The 16,817-nt window shown below is 38.0% G+C and carries 16 protein-coding genes and 1 tRNA gene; 7 read left to right on the forward strand and 10 right to left on the reverse strand.

Annotated elements, in window-relative coordinates; genetic code table 11:
* Window positions 1-134: 134 nt before the first annotated feature.
* The 5 genes from ACPDHL_RS06455 to ACPDHL_RS06475 all read right to left on the reverse strand — a co-directional run bounded on the left by ACPDHL_RS06455 (window position 135) and on the right by ACPDHL_RS06475 (window position 8,702).
* Entirely contained in the window at window positions 135-1,994 is a 1,860-nt protein-coding gene (locus ACPDHL_RS06455; RefSeq protein WP_430531973.1) for an ABC-F family ATP-binding cassette domain-containing protein, read from the reverse strand.
* 58 nt (window positions 1,995-2,052) lie between these two features.
* On the reverse strand, window positions 2,053-3,192 hold the full coding sequence (locus tag ACPDHL_RS06460; protein WP_430531974.1) for a metallophosphoesterase: 1,140 nt from the start codon (window positions 3,190-3,192) through the stop codon (window positions 2,053-2,055).
* Window positions 3,193-3,309: 117 nt separating this feature from the next.
* Entirely contained in the window at window positions 3,310-6,267 is a 2,958-nt protein-coding gene (locus ACPDHL_RS06465) for a histidine kinase (RefSeq protein ID WP_430531975.1), read from the reverse strand.
* Window positions 6,264-6,989, reverse strand: a complete 726-nt coding sequence (locus ACPDHL_RS06470; RefSeq protein WP_430531976.1) for a LytR/AlgR family response regulator transcription factor — start codon at window positions 6,987-6,989, stop codon at window positions 6,264-6,266. The genes ACPDHL_RS06465 and ACPDHL_RS06470 overlap by 4 nt, the downstream gene beginning before the upstream one ends.
* A gap of 111 nt (window positions 6,990-7,100) precedes the next feature.
* Window positions 7,101-8,702 (reverse strand): ABC transporter substrate-binding protein, encoded by a 1,602-nt coding sequence (locus ACPDHL_RS06475; protein ID WP_430531977.1) that lies wholly within the window; start codon window positions 8,700-8,702, stop codon window positions 7,101-7,103.
* Window positions 8,703-8,791: 89 nt separating this feature from the next.
* On the opposite strand from ACPDHL_RS06475, the gene mtaB reads away from it, so the two are divergent.
* Entirely contained in the window at window positions 8,792-10,111 is a 1,320-nt protein-coding gene (gene mtaB / locus ACPDHL_RS06480) for a tRNA (N(6)-L-threonylcarbamoyladenosine(37)-C(2))-methylthiotransferase MtaB (RefSeq protein WP_430531978.1), read from the forward strand.
* A 100-nt stretch (window positions 10,112-10,211) separates the two neighbouring features.
* On the opposite strand, the gene ACPDHL_RS06485 is transcribed toward mtaB, so the two are convergent.
* Window positions 10,212-10,493: a GNAT family N-acetyltransferase gene (locus tag ACPDHL_RS06485; protein WP_002990470.1), complete on the reverse strand. Its 282-nt coding sequence runs from the start codon at window positions 10,491-10,493 to the stop codon at window positions 10,212-10,214.
* Window positions 10,494-10,706: 213 nt separating this feature from the next.
* Between ACPDHL_RS06485 and ACPDHL_RS06490 the strand changes: the two genes are divergently transcribed.
* From ACPDHL_RS06490 to ACPDHL_RS06500, 3 genes are read left to right on the forward strand one after another with little or no spacing between them, the layout of a single operon-like run.
* Window positions 10,707-11,363, forward strand: a complete 657-nt coding sequence (locus ACPDHL_RS06490) for an alpha/beta hydrolase (protein ID WP_430531979.1) — start codon at window positions 10,707-10,709, stop codon at window positions 11,361-11,363.
* A gap of 2 nt (window positions 11,364-11,365) precedes the next feature.
* Window positions 11,366-12,262, forward strand: coding sequence for a lytic transglycosylase domain-containing protein (locus ACPDHL_RS06495; RefSeq protein ID WP_430531980.1), 897 nt, complete (start codon window positions 11,366-11,368; stop codon window positions 12,260-12,262).
* Window positions 12,263-12,276: 14 nt separating this feature from the next.
* Entirely contained in the window at window positions 12,277-12,480 is a 204-nt protein-coding gene (locus tag ACPDHL_RS06500; protein ID WP_430531981.1) for a hypothetical protein, read from the forward strand.
* On the opposite strand, the gene ACPDHL_RS06505 is transcribed toward ACPDHL_RS06500, so the two are convergent.
* Window positions 12,475-13,260 (reverse strand): alpha/beta fold hydrolase, encoded by a 786-nt coding sequence (locus tag ACPDHL_RS06505; RefSeq protein WP_430531982.1) that lies wholly within the window; start codon window positions 13,258-13,260, stop codon window positions 12,475-12,477. The genes ACPDHL_RS06500 and ACPDHL_RS06505 overlap by 6 nt on opposite strands.
* A gap of 161 nt (window positions 13,261-13,421) precedes the next feature.
* On the opposite strand from ACPDHL_RS06505, the gene ACPDHL_RS06510 reads away from it, so the two are divergent.
* The 3 genes from ACPDHL_RS06510 (at window position 13,422) to ACPDHL_RS06520 (ending at window position 14,904) form a co-directional block, all read left to right on the forward strand.
* Window positions 13,422-13,982, forward strand: coding sequence for a hypothetical protein (locus ACPDHL_RS06510; RefSeq protein ID WP_430531983.1), 561 nt, complete (start codon window positions 13,422-13,424; stop codon window positions 13,980-13,982).
* 218 nt (window positions 13,983-14,200) lie between these two features.
* Complete coding sequence (locus ACPDHL_RS06515; RefSeq protein ID WP_430531987.1) at window positions 14,201-14,524, forward strand: winged helix-turn-helix transcriptional regulator; 324 nt, start codon at window positions 14,201-14,203, stop codon at window positions 14,522-14,524.
* A gap of 155 nt (window positions 14,525-14,679) precedes the next feature.
* Window positions 14,680-14,904, forward strand: coding sequence for a CDGSH iron-sulfur domain-containing protein (locus ACPDHL_RS06520; protein WP_060875030.1), 225 nt, complete (start codon window positions 14,680-14,682; stop codon window positions 14,902-14,904).
* 206 nt (window positions 14,905-15,110) lie between these two features.
* On the opposite strand, the gene ACPDHL_RS06525 is transcribed toward ACPDHL_RS06520, so the two are convergent.
* The 3 genes from ACPDHL_RS06525 to ACPDHL_RS06535 form a co-directional block, all read right to left on the reverse strand.
* Window positions 15,111-15,659, reverse strand: coding sequence for a YbhB/YbcL family Raf kinase inhibitor-like protein (locus ACPDHL_RS06525; protein WP_430531984.1), 549 nt, complete (start codon window positions 15,657-15,659; stop codon window positions 15,111-15,113).
* 86 nt (window positions 15,660-15,745) lie between these two features.
* Window positions 15,746-16,582: a helix-turn-helix domain-containing protein gene (locus tag ACPDHL_RS06530; RefSeq protein WP_430531985.1), complete on the reverse strand. Its 837-nt coding sequence runs from the start codon at window positions 16,580-16,582 to the stop codon at window positions 15,746-15,748.
* A gap of 161 nt (window positions 16,583-16,743) precedes the next feature.
* Window positions 16,744-16,817 (reverse strand) — tRNA-Arg (locus ACPDHL_RS06535).

Raw genomic sequence — 16,817 nt, forward strand, 5'->3', positions numbered from 1 at the left:
AACTTTAACATTTAAACAGTTGTCAATTTCTTAAAATTTCACTATATTTTATAGCTTAATTCCATTTTAAAAAATAAAAAAGAGGACTAAAACACTTTTTTCAGTCCTCTTTTTGCCTTTTTTCACCCTTGAAATTACTCTCCTTTTTTGGCTGATAATTCAAACCATCTTTCTTCCTTTTCTTCGAGTTCTTTTATTATTTTTTTCAACGCATTTGCTTTTTCGTCTATTTGATTTTCCTTCACCATTCCGTCAGCAAATTCTTTTTCAATATCTTGTTTTTGCTCTTCCAGTTTTGTCATTTCGCGCTCTATTTTTTGTAGCTCTTTTTGTTCTTGAAAGGTCAATCCATTTTGTTTTTGGTTTTCTTTCCAGTTTACTTTTTCTTTAGGCGCTTCCGCTTTGACTGGTTCAATACTATCTTCATAGGTTCTAAAATCAGAATAGTTTCCAGGGAAATCTTCAATTTCACCTTCTCCTCTAAAGACAAATAAGTGATCGACAATCTTATCCATGAAGTAACGGTCGTGAGAAACCACCACTAAACACCCAGGATAATCCAATAAGAAGCTCTCCAACACGTTTAATGTTACAATATCTAAATCATTCGTTGGCTCATCGAGAATCAAGAAATTGGGGTTTTGAATTAAAACGGTACACAAGTACAAGCGCTTTAGCTCTCCTCCACTCAGTTTTTCAACAAAATCGTGCTGTTTTTTGCGGTCAAATAGAAAACGCTCTAAAAGCTGTCCTGCCGAAATAGAACGTCCTTTCGCTAGGGGAATATACTCTCCAAACTCCTTAATCACATCAATTACCTTTTGTTCCGGCTTGATGTTAATTCCCCCTTGTGTGTAGTAACCAATTTTGATGGTCTCTCCGATCACCACTTTTCCCGTATCTGGTTTCATGGTTTGCGTGAGAATATTCAAAAAGGTTGACTTTCCAGATCCGTTTTTCCCGATAATTCCAATGCGTTCTCCACGGTTAAACATATAGCTGAAGTCATTTAGAATTACCTTTCCATTGAAAGACTTATTCAACTTGTGTAATTCCACCACCTTGCTTCCCATGCGCTCCATGTTAATTTCCAGCTCTACTTGGTGCTCTTTTCTTCTACTACTCGCCTTTTCTTTGATTACATAGAAGTCATCAATACGCGATTTGGATTTTGTAGTACGCGCTTTTGGCTGTCTTCTCATCCAAGATAATTCCTTGACAAAAAGGTTTTGAGCCTTATCAATACTTGCATTTTCAGCAGCTATTCGCTCATCTTTCTTTTCCAAATAATAGGAATAGTTTCCTTTGTATTGATAAATTAATCCATTGTCTAATTCGATAATTTCATTGCACACACGCTCCAAGAAGAAGCGGTCGTGTGTTACCATAAACAAGGTAATATTTTCTTTAGCAAAATAGTTTTCCAACCATTCGATCATTTCTAAGTCCAAGTGGTTTGTCGGCTCATCAAGGATCAATAAATCGGGTTTATTAATCAAAATAATAGCCAAAGCCAAACGCTTTTTCTGTCCTCCAGAAAGCGTTTTCACTTTCAACTTTAAATCGTCTAATTTTAATTTCGTTAAAATCTGTTTGTATTGCGTTTCAAAATCCCAAGCATTGTGAATTTCCATTTGCTCGAACGCTTTTTGATAGGCATCCTCATCTTCTGGATTTTCTAGTGCTTTTTCATAGGCTTCGATCACTTTAAGGATATCGCTATCGGAAGCGAATATACTTTCTTCGATTGTCAATTCATCTTGTAAATTAGGCTCTTGCGAGAGAAACTCCATGCGAATTCCCTTGCGAATAACTACTTGTCCGCTATCAGGATCATCCAATCCTGTTATTATTTTTAAAATAGTCGATTTTCCCGATCCATTTTTTGCGACAAAAGCAATCTTTTGATCTTTATTAATACCAAATGACACATTTTCAAACAAGGTATGTGCCCCAAAAGATTTCGATATATTTTCTACTGATAAATAATTCACTTCAACAAAATTTTGACAAAAATAGCCTTTTATTCTCCATTAAAAAAGGGACTCTCTTTTAACCTGTAACTTTCTCTTTTTTGCGATTCGCTTTTAGCGTTACTACAACGTATTCAGACTGTGTGCCAATGCGGTATCTTCCTCCCCAAATCCCCAAGCCGGAGCTGACGTAATACTGGGTTGTTCCCTTTTTAAGATAGCCGTGAGATTGTTCAAACAAATAATCTGTAATCCACGAAAAAGGCCAAACTTGGCCGCGATGGGTATGTCCCGAAAACTGAAAATCAAGGTGCTGTTCTGCAGCTTTTGCCAAGTCATAGGGTTGATGATCTAAGAGCACTTGTATTTTATCAGGCTGAGGTTGAACTAAATCGCACAAGGCTTTACGGTGTGGATTGGACTTATCATCCCTTCCAATAAGCTGTAAGGAGCCAATATTCACCACCTCATCTCGTAAAACAGTAATATTGGATTCACGCAAGAACGCCAGACTCATTTCAACATTTGCCAAATACTCATGGTTCCCTAAACAGGCATATACACCGTGTTTGCTTTTAATCTCACGCAAGAGTTCATCTAACTTATAGTAGGTCAAAGGCAATAAACTATTGTCAATAATATCGCCTGCAAACAACACCACATCCGCTTGTTGCGCATTGATGAAGCTAATCCAGCGTTTCAATTCTCTTCGGCTAATGGCATGTCCTAGATGTAAATCACTCAATACAACCATTTTGATAGACTCTTCTAACGGTTTCACCGTTTCCAAATCCAAGGTAACCACTTTTTTGCGGTAATAGTTTACATTGCCAATACAAGCAACAAGTACAGTGCCTCCAACAATGATCCACGCTTGCAATTTAGGTAACGAAAGTAATCCCTCACTAAAGGCCTCTATAAAGCTTCCCCAAAAGGCAAAGACAACCTCCGATACCACAGCCAGTAAAAAAGAATAGAGGATCAACATCAACCAACCTGTTCCTACTTTGTATAAAATGGCAGCTTGGGGTACACTGACCCGTTTTCTCAGTCCAAAAAATAAGAGTGGTGACACAATCAAAAAAGCAACTGCCACCCCATAAATGACCTGAATACTCCAGTTCATTTGTGCTACTAGTGGATAAACACGAAACCCTAAATACAAATTAGCTAAAAAATACGCGACAAAAATGGCAACAAAAAATAATCTTCCCTTCATAAAACTAAAATACAATCTATAGTAGCTGCTGTAGAACAACAACTGACTAACCCGTTGAGCAATAATACAATCCTTTCTTGTTTTCTCGGGTTTTATTAACAAATAATTGACGCCTTCCTACTTAGATGAAATTGCATTCTTCAAAACTAAACGCACACGAGTTCCTGCTGCTGTAGATTGAATACACAAGTGTTCCTCTAGATATGCCTGGATCATTTTCATGCGTTCTTTCACTAAATACAAGCCTTTTGATTCATGCGTAACTTGTTCTTGTAGTGTTTGTTGAGTTCCTATTCCATTATCTATTACTTCAAGTATGACATCACCTTGCTCACGATAGATCCTAATCTGTAGTTTTGGATGTTCAATACTATCGGGGAAAGCATGGACCAAGCTATTTTCTACAAAGGGCTGAAGCAACAAGGGAGGAATCTTAATGTACTGGAGATTCAATTGTTCTTCTACAGTGATTTCCAAGTGTACACGTCCATCCAAACGCATATTTTCTAGTTCAAAATAGCCTTCAATATAGGCAATCTCTTCCTGTACGCTTACTTGTTCAACCATGGAGAAGTTGAGTGTCTTGCGAATTAAAGAGGCAAATCGCTCCAGATAATACAAGGCTTCCTTCTCTTTGTGCATGATGATAAAGTATTGAAAAGAACTCAATACATTAAAAATGAAATGCGTATTCAGCTGACTGCGAACGGATAGTACTTTTAACTCCGCTACCTTCTTCTCAAAGCGCAATTGTTTGTCCTTTCTCTCTTGTTGGCGTTTCATTCGCTGTATAATAAATGCTACAACGCCAATCATGGCTAAGCCCATTAAGCTAAAAAACCACCAACTATAGTAAAACGGAGGTTTGATCTTCACATGAAGTAACAACTCAGTTTGTTCAGCCCCACTATGGTAGTCATACATTCTAATTTCAATTGGATAGTCACCTGGGTTTAGGTAGTGTAAAGCTAAGGACGGTTGTTCCACATCAATCCATTTTTCTGTGGGTTTCACTCGGTATTGAAAGGCTAACTTATTGGGATATTTGGCTCCCAACAGAGCAAAGTCAATACGAATTGAATTTTTATAATTGGGTAAAACCAGCGCTTTCTTTGTTGAGAACTGCCCTTGTTTGATTTCTAATGGGGTATCATTTACTTTTACCGAAGAAATCCTCAATTTATACGCAATGGGTTTGGGTTTAAAATACCGGCGGTCTAAGGTGTACAATCCCTTTTCTGTGCCTAAAAATAAATAATGCCCCAAAATAACGCTGCTTTTCACAGCGTAATGATCCAATCCTTGCTCGCTATCAAATAAAAAAGTCCCCTTAGCATCCAATACGGTGATTCCCTTATTTGTACCGACAAACAATTGATGATCCTGATAGGATAGAAAGGTAATGCCATGTCCTAAAATCGATTCTTGCGGAATTTTATACTGTATTTTTAGCTGTGAATTTTGGAGATCCAAGCAATAAATATCGCCAAAATCTGTCGCTACGAACAACTGCTGTTCTTCACCTTTTTCAATAAATTTTAGTCGATTTTCGGTAAAGACACCTGCTGCATAAAACGATCGAAATTGCTTGTTTTCATACACATAAAGTCCATCCAATGCTCCTGCTAGGTACATTTTACCCCCTACTTCTTTCATGTCGACAATATCCCGAGGTACAAAAACTCCATCGGCTCGATCGAAGTATTGGTAAGTAAAATCAGTGAGGTTATCATACACTCTAACCCCGCCATACGGATCTGTTTCAATGCATTGATCCTGTAAAAAATCAAATTGATAGGTATGAATTCCCTTATATTGCTTTAGCTGACCTGTTAAGCTCAACTGAAAAAGACCAATATTCGTACTCACCCAAAGGGCTTCTTGATGAATAACTGCTTTGTAAAACTTAATCTGATCAGCAGGGATGCGATGTTCTATTTCAAAAAAATTATTCGCTCGTGTTGTAACCCCTATAAATGATTGATTATTCGCTAGTTGATATGATTTAAAAACCTCTTTTCCTATCGTTTGAGTGACTCTATTTTGATGAACAATAGACAGTCCTTTCTCACCAAAAATATAGGTATACGCTCCTTGTATTGCTAGCGTAGCGATAGAACCAAAATGCGGATCAAAATGCAAAGGGGAAGCTAAATCTACTTGAAATAATCCTTGTTCTTTACTTCCAATATATAAAAAATGTCGTTTGTCATCATAAGCTAAGCTGTATAGATCGGTATTTTCTATACCATACGCTTGATTGAGTTTTTCGATCTGATGTCCATCCCAGGCATAGATTCCGCCTCCATCATTTAGAACATCAGCTCCAACCCAGTAAACTTTATCGCCTACGGATTGAAAGAAACGCGTTCCTTTAATTTTGTTTTTTAATGTGGTTTGATGGGTTTGTATTTCCACTTCAAACTTCAATCCCAATAATACCTCTTGACGGTTCTGATCAAAAAAAGAGGCTATAACTTCTTTTTGCTCACCTATGGGATACAATTTTCCAGCCTCAACCTTAAACACACCATGATTGATGGTTGTAGCAAAAATCGTCCCATCCTTTTGATAGAAACTCGAAACAGAGCTTGGGGTCGCAAGTGTAGTGTGGGAAGAAAACGTTTCAATTTGAAGTGAGGGAATATCGATAATCGAAATCCCTTGGGTAGTACCAATATACAATGTAGTATCCAAGACGGCTAAACAATTGACGCGATCGTCTTGCAATCCAGTTGTTACATTAAACAGCTGCGTGTGTTTTTTGCCTTTATACAAAACCCCTTGTCCATAACTTCCCACCCAAATTCCTTGATCATTATCCTCTACAAGGGCTGTAATATTGGTAAACTTCCGCTGTAGCGCCTCTTCATCTAATTCAATGCGCTCTTGTTTTCGCGTACTTAATCCCGCTCTCGATCCAATCCAAAGAATGCCTTGACTATCCATAAGTAGAACGCGCACATCATTGGCAATCAACCCATCCGCTGTTGTATAGCGCTTTGTAACCGTTGATTGTCCATAAACCAACGACAGCGTCAACCCAAAGAGCAAGAGTAGTACCCCACGAATCATAACTCAAAGGCTCTAAAGTCTTTCATTTTTGCTGCCGAAATAACAATATCGTGATGGACCTCTTGTTGATTGACGATGATTTTATCCTTAAACACAATGCGATTTGTTCCTATTTCAATGTGTTTGATGTGATTGATATTAACCAGGTAAGAACGACCTACGCGATGAAAATGGGGGTGTTGTAACTTAGAAGCTACGACTCCCAATGTTTTAGAGATCAAGTATTTTTGATCTTTTAGATATACTTCACAATAGTTGTCATCCGCTTTGCAATACACAATATCTGCTACTGCTACTGCCTCGCGTTTTTGATTGTTTTTAATGAGTTTGATAAATGATTGTTCCCCTTCTTTTTCCACATATTTATCATAGGCCAATTGCAAATTAGCAACTGAAATCGGCTTAAGCAAATAATATAAACAAGGGTATTGATTCAATACTTCTAATGCATATTGGCTGTAAGCCGTTGTAATAACAACTTCAAAAGAGAGCGGTTGTTCCACATAATCAAATAGAGCCAATCCATTTTCTTTAGGCATTTGAATATCCAAAAAGACGAGATCTGGCGCGTGTTGTTCAATCATTTTTATCGCTTCTTCGACTGACTTTGCCGTGTAAAACACCAATTTATGTTGAAGTTGAATCTTGTGTTGCAACAGGTGTTTTATTACTTCGGTAAGTTTCCTCTCGTCATCGACAAGTAGAACGACTAACTCATTCATAATAACATTTCGTGTGTAAGGTTGTAGTTGGTAAATAGCGGATCGAATACATCCTCTATTTCTTCAAATATACTATATCACTAAGAAATGTTCTATAAAAATCAACTTATTTTATTTCTTCTTTACCTGTTTCAGAAATAAATTATTCATGGGATTGATTCCCAGTTGATCTATATCTTGACGGCTGAATCGAACGGCTTGATCATAAAACAAGACCAAAGCAGGCACTTCTTCTGCGATTAAGCGATCCATTTGTTCATACAACTGTACACGTTCTTCAAGATTCGCTACCTGAAAGGAGCGTTCGTACAACGCATCATAGGTTGGGTTGCTAAAAAAAGTATAATTAGGACCATTAGGAGCTTTGTTTTTGCTGTAAAATAGCGATAAATAATTTTCTGCATCGGGATAATCAGCAATCCAACTACCTCTAAAAAAGGCGATTTTTCCCGAGGCCATACCTTGTCTTAAGGTAGCAGGCGGCATGACATCTACCTCTACGGTAAGTCCAATTTTTTGCCATTCTCTTTGTAAATATTCAGCTATATCCAAATAGCCCGCGTTGGTAGATAGGGAAATAAGTACTTTGGACAACTTGTGTTCGTCTTTATACGCTTGAACCAACTGCTTCGCTTGAGCCACATTATATAATTCATCCGATACGGTATTACCAGGTAAACCGCGGGGAATAAAGCCTCCTACTTGGGCTGTTCCCATACCACTTCTCAGGTGTTGCAACATTTTAACGCGATCAAATCCCTTGTTCAATGCTTGGCGAATGCGCTTATCACTCGTAGGACTATTTTTGTCTGCCATATTGAACCCCAAATATTCCGTGTTGAGATAAGGTCCTGTTTCCATTTGAACCATCCCTTGATATTTGGGTTGTAATTTTCCTTCTAACGTAATCAAATCGTCCTTATACGAGGGATCTAATCCTGAAATAAAATCCAAATTCCCTTGGATAAACTGTAAAAATGCACTTTGTTTATCTGGTAAAAAAGTAACTGCAACCGACTCTAGATAAGGCAATTGATTCCCTTGTTCATCTTTTTCAAAATAATTGGGATTTCGCCTTAAGACCAATTTGACATTCTCTTCCCAAAATTTAAAGTAAAAAGGTCCCGTTCCGATAGGATGTGTTCGGAAATCGGATTGTGGATCTTCCACTACTTCTCGCGGAACAACAGAAGCATAACGCATGGATAACAACCCGAGAATAGCGGGAAAGGATTCCTTTAACTGCAAGCGAAATACCGTGTCATTTACGGCTTCATAACCCTTTACTTTTTGCATAATCCACGCACCAGGTGAGGCTGTTTTACTATCAGTTAATCGATCTAAACTATACACAAAATCACGCGCTGTTACAGCACGGGTTTGCGCAGGACCAAATGCAGGATGTGGGTGAAAGTAGACCGATTGGCGCAAAATAAAATCATAGGTCAGCCCATCAGAAGAAGCTTGCCACGAATGAGCGATATCGCCAACGACATGTAACTGATCATCGAGTTGAACCAACCCATTAAACAATTGATTGCAGGGCCAAATCACCGCCATACTGCGGGCAAAAGCAGGATCAAGTGTTTGAATATTAGAATCTTCATTGTATCGGAATACGGTTCCCTTCGTGTTTTCCTGTATTTTTTTTTGACAAGAAGGCAGGGTAAAGCAGATACAAAGAATTGATATATAATAAATTATTGATTTCATCAAACCGAATTTTGTACGTAAATTTGCAAGCTTTGTGACAACAAAGAGTAAATATACTTCAAAGTTACTACTCATAGTAAAGAATGATTATGGAAAATAGAAAAAAAGTAGCTTTTTACACCTTAGGATGTAAGCTAAACTTTTCTGAAACCTCAACAATAGCAAGAAGTTTCGTAGACGAAGGTTTTGATCGTGTTGAATTTGAAGATGTTGCAGACATTTATGTGATCAATACGTGTTCTGTAACCGAAAATGCAGATAAACAATTCAAACAAATAGTTAAAAAAGCGCAGAAGAAAAACGACAAGGCTTTTATCGCCGCAGTAGGTTGTTATGCGCAGTTAAAACCTGCCGAATTAGCCAATGTAGATGGCGTTGATTTGGTTTTAGGTGCAACGGAAAAATTTAAGTTAACCGATTACATTAACGACCTTTCCAAAAATGAAATGGGTCAGGTGCACTCTTGTGAGATTTCAGAAGCTGATTTTTATGTAGGGTCGTACTCTATTGGAGATCGAACACGTGCCTTCTTAAAAGTACAAGATGGTTGTGATTACAAATGTACGTATTGTACCATCCCGTTGGCTCGTGGTATTTCTCGCAGTGATACGATGGAGAATGTCTTAAAAAATGCAGCTGAAATAGCAGCCCAAGACATCAAAGAAATCGTACTAACTGGCGTGAATATTGGCGATTACGGAAAAGGAGAATTCGGAAATAAGAAACACGAACACACCTTTTTAGAACTGGTACAAGCCTTAGATCAAGTAGAGGGTATTGAGCGTTTACGCATCTCTTCTATTGAGCCTAACCTATTGAAAAACGAAACCATCGAATTTGTTTCTCAAAGTAGAACTTTCGTTCCTCACTTTCACATTCCGTTACAATCGGGAAGCAATGACATCTTGAAGAAAATGAAACGCCGTTATATGCGTGAGTTATACGTAGAGCGCGTAGAGAAAATTCGCACGGTCATGCCAGATTGCTGTATTGGAGTAGATGTGATTGTTGGCTTTCCTGGTGAAACAGATGACAAGTTTTTAGATACCTATAATTTCTTGAGCAATTTGCCTATTTCCTATCTCCATGTATTCACCTATTCGGAGCGTGACAATACAGAAGCGGTAGATATGGAAGGGGTTGTATCAATGGAAGTGCGCAATAAAAGAAGTAAAATGCTTCGCGGCTTATCAGTCAAAAAACGCCGTGCATTCTACGAGTCTCAAATTGGCAATGAAAAAACAGTTTTATTTGAAAGCGAAAATAAAGAAGGATACATTCACGGCTTTACAGAGAACTATGTCAAAGTAAAAACACCTTGGGATCCTGCGTTAGTCAATACGTTGCACAAGATTAAATTAACGAAAATTGACGAGGACGGTATGGTTCGATTTGATTTTCTAGACTAAATAAAAAAACCTGTTTGAAATTCAAACAGGTTTTTTGCTTTTTATCACCCAGATTGGGGTATGTTGTGTGTGTTATAAGTGGTTTTTAAATCTCACAGGATTAAATTCTTATCCCTGGAGGAAGCATTTCTTTGTAAATAGGGTTTTTCCTAAAAAAAGAAACAATTTTTGGATGGGTAGGAACTACTCGTAGTCTTTTTTCTCTAACGATATCAAGTACTCCTTTTAGAAAATCGATAGATTGTGCTTGCACTCCTTCTTCGAATCCTTTTAATTTGGTCAGAAAGATTTTTCTTTCTTGTAGTGAATACTCGACGCTAAGCAAACCTTGATCGGTTTCGAGCTCAAACTGACGAAGCAATTCATTGTCTTTAATTTCCATTATATTAAAATTTTATATTTCATGTTATGTTGGTACCTCCTTTTCATAGCAACAAAAAAAGAACGGTGGCGACTGCCCCTATTCATAACAATTATATCGTAAGAAATTTTTAGATTATTTATACTGCGAATGCAACTAGTTTTATCGCTATATTTATCAAAGTTCGTCATTTTTTTCCAAACCACCCCTATTAAGTATGTTAATTTATTTAAAATGAACAAAATACCAATTTATTTCTTCCCTGGCATGTCATCCACTTCGCTCATTTTTGAACGATTAAAATGGGATACTTGCCGTTTTGACTTGCATTTTTTAGAATGGTTGCCTTGTGAAAAGAAAGAAAGTTTATTGGCTTATACGAAAAAATACATTCCGTTGATTCAACATAATAATCCTATCTTAGTAGGCGTTTCATTTGGAGGGATTATTGCACAGGAACTATCAAAACTCATTGCCGTTCAAAAGACCATCATCATTTCTAGCGTTCGCACAAATCGCGAATTCCCCACTCGGTTTAAATGGGCGAAATACACCAAGCTTTATAAGTTAATTCCCACCCATGGCGTGGAATTTCTGCTTAATGTGGTTGCTCGCTATGGAAATGACAAACAAAAAAAGCGCGTGGAACTATACAATCGCTATTTATCTATTCGAGATCCACACTACCTCAATTGGTGTATTCAAGCGATATTAACTTGGGATCAAAAAGAAGAATTAGACCATGTGGTTCACATACACGGCACAAAGGATGAAGTTTTTCCTTTTAAAAACATAAAAAACGCAATTGAAGTAAAAGGAGGGACTCATGCAATGATACTAATGAAATACAGCTGGTTCAATCAAAATCTACAAAAAATTATACTAGAATAACTATGAAAAAAAATCTAAAAAACGCACTTTATACAACTGCTGTTATAGGGGTCGCTTCTACTTTTATCTTTGCGGCTTCTCATGGTACAAATGAAAGCCAAGCAGAACAAAAAGATCCGGCTGAACATCACGTTTCCTTGCCGTTAACAGCTAATTTTGCAGGAGAATCAACTCCTTTACACCTCATCGATGTAAAAGAGCGTTTTGATCGCGAAATGATCATCAATGCCAACCTGCATTCATCAACAACACTCGTGATCAAAAGAGCTGAACGCTACTTCCCGATCATTGAACCCATCTTGAAAAAGAATAATATACCCGATGATTTCAAATACCTCTGCGTGATTGAAAGCACCTTGTCTAATGTTGTTTCCTCTGCTGGAGCAACGGGATTCTGGCAGTTTATGAAGGGAACTGCAGGCGAATATAACCTAACAGTAGATGAGTCCGTAGATGAACGTTACCACCTAGAAAAAGCAACAGAAGCCGCTTGTAAGTACTTCAATGATGCCAAAAATCGCTTCGGTTCTTGGACTATGGTTGCAGCTGCCTATAACAGAGGAATGGCAGGAATGACCAAAGCTATGAATGCTCAATATGTAGATAATTACTATGATTTATTTCTAAATCAAGAAACCTCACGCTATGTATTCCGCATCTTAGCAATGAAAGAAATCATGACCCATCCTGAACGTTACGGATACAACATCCCCAAAGCAGATAAGTACCCTCCTATTCCCATGCGTAGCATTACAGTAAGCAATGATATAGAAGACCTACCTATGTTTGCCCAAGAACAAGGATCAAACTACAAAATTCTGAAACTATACAACCCTTGGTTAGTCAATACAAGCCTAAAAACCAAAGGAAAAATCTATACGATCGAGTTACCGAGATAAATTATTAGTTAAAAATGGACAAAGAAACGTATATCAAAAACGCCCTAGAAACAATCAAAGCCAAGAATCTACAAGTGCCTTTTGAATTGGCAAAAGGCAGTGTAATCACGAATTTAGATCAATACTTAAACAGCTTGCGATCTTCCTATTTACAGGCAAAAGATCCGAGAATAGAACAACTATTTTACGATAAAATAGAGCATTTGCTCAACCTATAAATACCGTTTTAAAAAGGAGACAATCAAGGTTAAGGTTGTCTCCTTTTGTTCTTTATGTGGTATATGCCCCACTTGTTCAAAGATGTGTTTTTCTGCTACTCCGCGTACATGCTTGATCGTTTCCTCCACTTGTGCCAAAGAACCATACTCATCTAAATCCCCCTGTAGAAATAACAATGGAGCGGTTATACGCGATAACTCAGGTACCATCGTCCAATCGCGATAGGCTGGATCCAACCAGATATCAAACCACGCATAGCACAACTTTTCCACGCGTTCTCCGTGGTATTTTGCCAAACGATGTCTTAAGTCTGTCTCTTCATAGGCTTTTTTCGCCTCCCGTACACCTTGCAAAGTCTCCTCTTCTACAACTACATGTCCTGCTTCAATAACCATAGCCGCCGTATGTTCTGGGTATAAAATACCATACCATAACGCAATAGAAGCCCCGTCACTATGTCCAAAAACGGCAATTTTACCCAATTGTAAAACCAAACGCAACGCCTCTAAAAACTCGCCTTCTTGCTCCAAATAGTTGCGCTCGCGAAAAGAAGTACGCATCGGTTGAGATTTGCCGTAGCCTACGCGATCATAAACCATCACATTGCACTGCAATTGCTCTGCTAATAAACCCGGCCAATCGCGCCATAATTCCACACTTCCCAACGAATCATGAAGCAACACTAAAGTCGTTTCCGTTTTAGGTCTATCTTGAATATACAGCTGCACAGCAATATCTTGTCCGTGCACTGAAACAATTTTTTCTGTCAGTCTATACATTATTTTCTAGCTTTACTCAAAAATATAAATTTTAATGTAATACATACTCGAGTAAAACACGATTAATTGCGAATCTACTAGTCTTCTATTCTCCTCCTTCCCTTAAATTAGCGTAGATTGATTTATACTCCTATATTTACCTCCATAACAACTGTATAACCATGAAAAAAACAGCATTTGCCTTCCTACTAAGTATCTTCAGTATACTGCAAACACAAGCGCAAACGACACCTAACTATCCCGAACAATTCACAGCTAACCTCGCACAACACTGTGGCAAGGCCTATAAAGGAAAAATTGTTTCCTCTCCTATTCCAGCCGATTTTGAAAATAAAGAACTCATTATGTATGTCTCTTCCTGTACGAATCGAGAGGTAAAAATTGCTTTTTTCGTAGGAGATGATCTTTCTCGTACTTGGGTATTTACCCTAAAAGGCGATCGCTTAGAATTGAAACACGACCACCGTCAACCGAACGGTCAACCCGATGAAATTACCATGTATGGAGGAACAACCACCAATACAGGAAACGATACGATACAATATTTTCCCGCAGATCAAGAAACAGCACAACACATTCCCGCCGCTGCCTCTAACCTATGGTGGGTAACGATTAACGAGGAGGAATACACCTATAATCTACAACGCGCAGGTTCTTCAACGAGTTTCAATGTAGTGTTTGATCTAAACAACCCTATTGTAACGGATAAACGCGCATGGTAAATTGGTAGATGGTTAATTGGTTGACGGTTTACTGCAAACTGATTAACCGTACCATTCAAGTACTTTTCTTTGGGTTTCCTTTGGGTTTTGTTTGGTAAAAGTGCCTTGAGCCCTTGTAAAACCACAGGAATACCAAACAACTACCAAAAAAAACCAACACCAACACAATCTAACCAATTGAAAATATGCTTTTTACCTATTTTAGAACAAAGAAAAATATGCACAATAAGGATGTTTTAGGTGTAATAAAGGAAATAGTTGAAAAAAAACGATATAGCGAGTTGAGAAAATCCATTCCATTGATTACGGAACGCACGCTTAGTCTACAGCTCAAAGAAATGGAAGACCACGGTTTAATCAAGCGAACGGTTTATACCAACAAACCACCTCTGAAAGTCGAGTACGAATTAACTGCTTTTGGACACCCCCTTATTCCCTTACTCAAGGCCATCGCACAATGGGGGCAAAAAACAGCGGCTTTAGATGAAAACATCACTCATATTCCCTATGAAAATATAGACTGTGGGATATTGGATGGATAGACCGATCCGTTTAATCAACACATTTCTCCCCAACTTCTTACTAGCATTCGTTTTGGATGAGTAGACTAAAAGGAATCTTTCTAAATAGAAATACAGGTTCTAAGTCCTCGTTTTATTGTTTTATTTTCGTACAAAATAACGAAACTCACATAGACATGTCAAAGACAAAACTAACCATCAACAATAACGGATCCGTAAAAATCGAGGGCGATTTTGAAATCGTAGACCGAAATGGAAATGCGTACGGATTACAAGGTAGAACCGTGCTATCTATTTGCCGTTGTGGCCTTTCTAAAAACAAACCATTTTGCGATGGTGCGCACAATGGCCATTTTGAACACGAAGCGGTTGCCTTCGATCTTCCACCGAAGAAAGTATAAAGAACAGCTTCCTGTAACAAATACACGGAAGAATGAAAATCGAATACATCCTGCGCTCGACTAGTGCAACGCGCTGGATAAGTCTCCAACAAAAAAAGTCTTTGGTTTCCCAAAGACTTTTTTCTTTCAAACATTTAAACGCATCCTAGTAGGATACATCTTCCCGCTCTAAAAATAAGCTCGTGCTAATTTCTCACGGGATAGATTTATCGCTTATAATACACAACAATACTAGCCTTTGCAAGGGTTTGATTCCAAAGGTTAAACCCAACAAGTGCTGGATTTACCTGCGCATCTAATCCCAATTTGGCTGTCTTTAAAGCGTAAACTGTAAATATATATTGATGAAATCCATGTCCTTCTGGTGGACAAGGTCCTCCAAATCCTCTACTACCGTAATCGGTCATACTCTGAATGGCCCCTTTAGGTGCTAGATTAAGGGAAATATTTCCTGCATTAGCGACTAATTCGCTTACATTTGATGGAATATCAAAGACCACCCAATGCCAGAATCCACTTCCTGTTGGGGCATCTGGATCATACATAGTAATAGCAAAACTTTGCGTTCCCTCTGGTGCATTTTGCCAATACAATTGAGGAGATTGGTTATCTCCATTACATCCAAACCCATTAAATTCCAATGTTTTTGTTCCTTCTCCTCCTAAATCTTTACTCGATAAAGTAAATGTTTTTTGTGCAAATGCTGCCGTTGATACGGTCAAAAACAGCAATACAAGTAACTGAGCTTTTCTCATTCTAGTTGAATTATTATTTCCACCAAAAGTAGCTTTGCAGAGATCAAAAACAGAAGACTAAAGGCTCAAAAACTGTTGCTAAAAGGTCACATTTTTTGATGCTGTTTGGGCGTATGTCCATACTTAATTCGATAGGCTTGAACAAAACTCGACAGACTTTCATAGCCTATTTCCAGATAAATTTCAGAAGCCGTTTTCTTTTCCACAGTCAATAAATAATGTGCTTGTTCTAATCGCTTGTTTTGGAACCAACGCATAGGCGATTCTCCATAGTGTTTTTTAAACATTCGCTTACAGGTTGACTCACTCATATTACACAAGAAAGCAAGCTCTTTCAGCGTCGATTTACGCAGCTGATTGCTTTCGATTATGCGGGTAAATTTTTGTACGCTATCATCTGTTGTATATACCAGCGAGTAGAGCATATCTTTTCCATAGATTTCAACCAAATACCACAGAATTTCATCTAATTTCACCACTAATAAATGCTGTTGAATTTCTTTTGACAAGGTAGCAATGTCGAGTAAACTGGACACAAAACGACGAATAAAGGCATCGTAATCGAAAGCATACACCGTTTTATAGTCATACGGCTTCTTGTGCTCTACTTCATATTTTTGGATGAACTTATAAATCATCTCATTGGAAAAAAACAACAAGACACTTCGGTAGCTATTGGCTTTTGACAATTGTTCTGTCATTAAACAATGTCCAGCTTTCATCAGTAAGAATTTCGCGGGGTCAATGGACTGTAGTGCATCTTCAAAAACAACTTCTTTGGTTCCCTCAAGCAAAAAACTAAATGTATTTTGGTTGAGCGCGATTTGTTGTCGAGCTACTTCTTGGGAACTACGATAATCAAAAAGTTGAATGGTAGCCGTACCATCGAGATTCAAATCGTTAGGAAGAGTAATAATGTTCATGGAGAAAATTCTTTTAAAGCGAATCCACCTGTCGAGATCCGTATTTTGTACATTCGATACTAGATGAAGTTGACGGGATCGAACGAGTTAAAAGTACAAATAAAATCCACGGCCCGCATAAAAACAAAAAAAGTCTCAACTTTCGTTAAGACTTTTTGTTGTGATCCAATCAGGATTCGAACCTGAGACCTACTGCTTAGAAGGCAGTTGCTCTATCCAGCTGAGCTATTGGACC

Source organism: Myroides sp. C15-4 (assembly GCF_050522745.1).
Lineage (GTDB): Bacteria > Bacteroidota > Bacteroidia > Flavobacteriales > Flavobacteriaceae > Flavobacterium.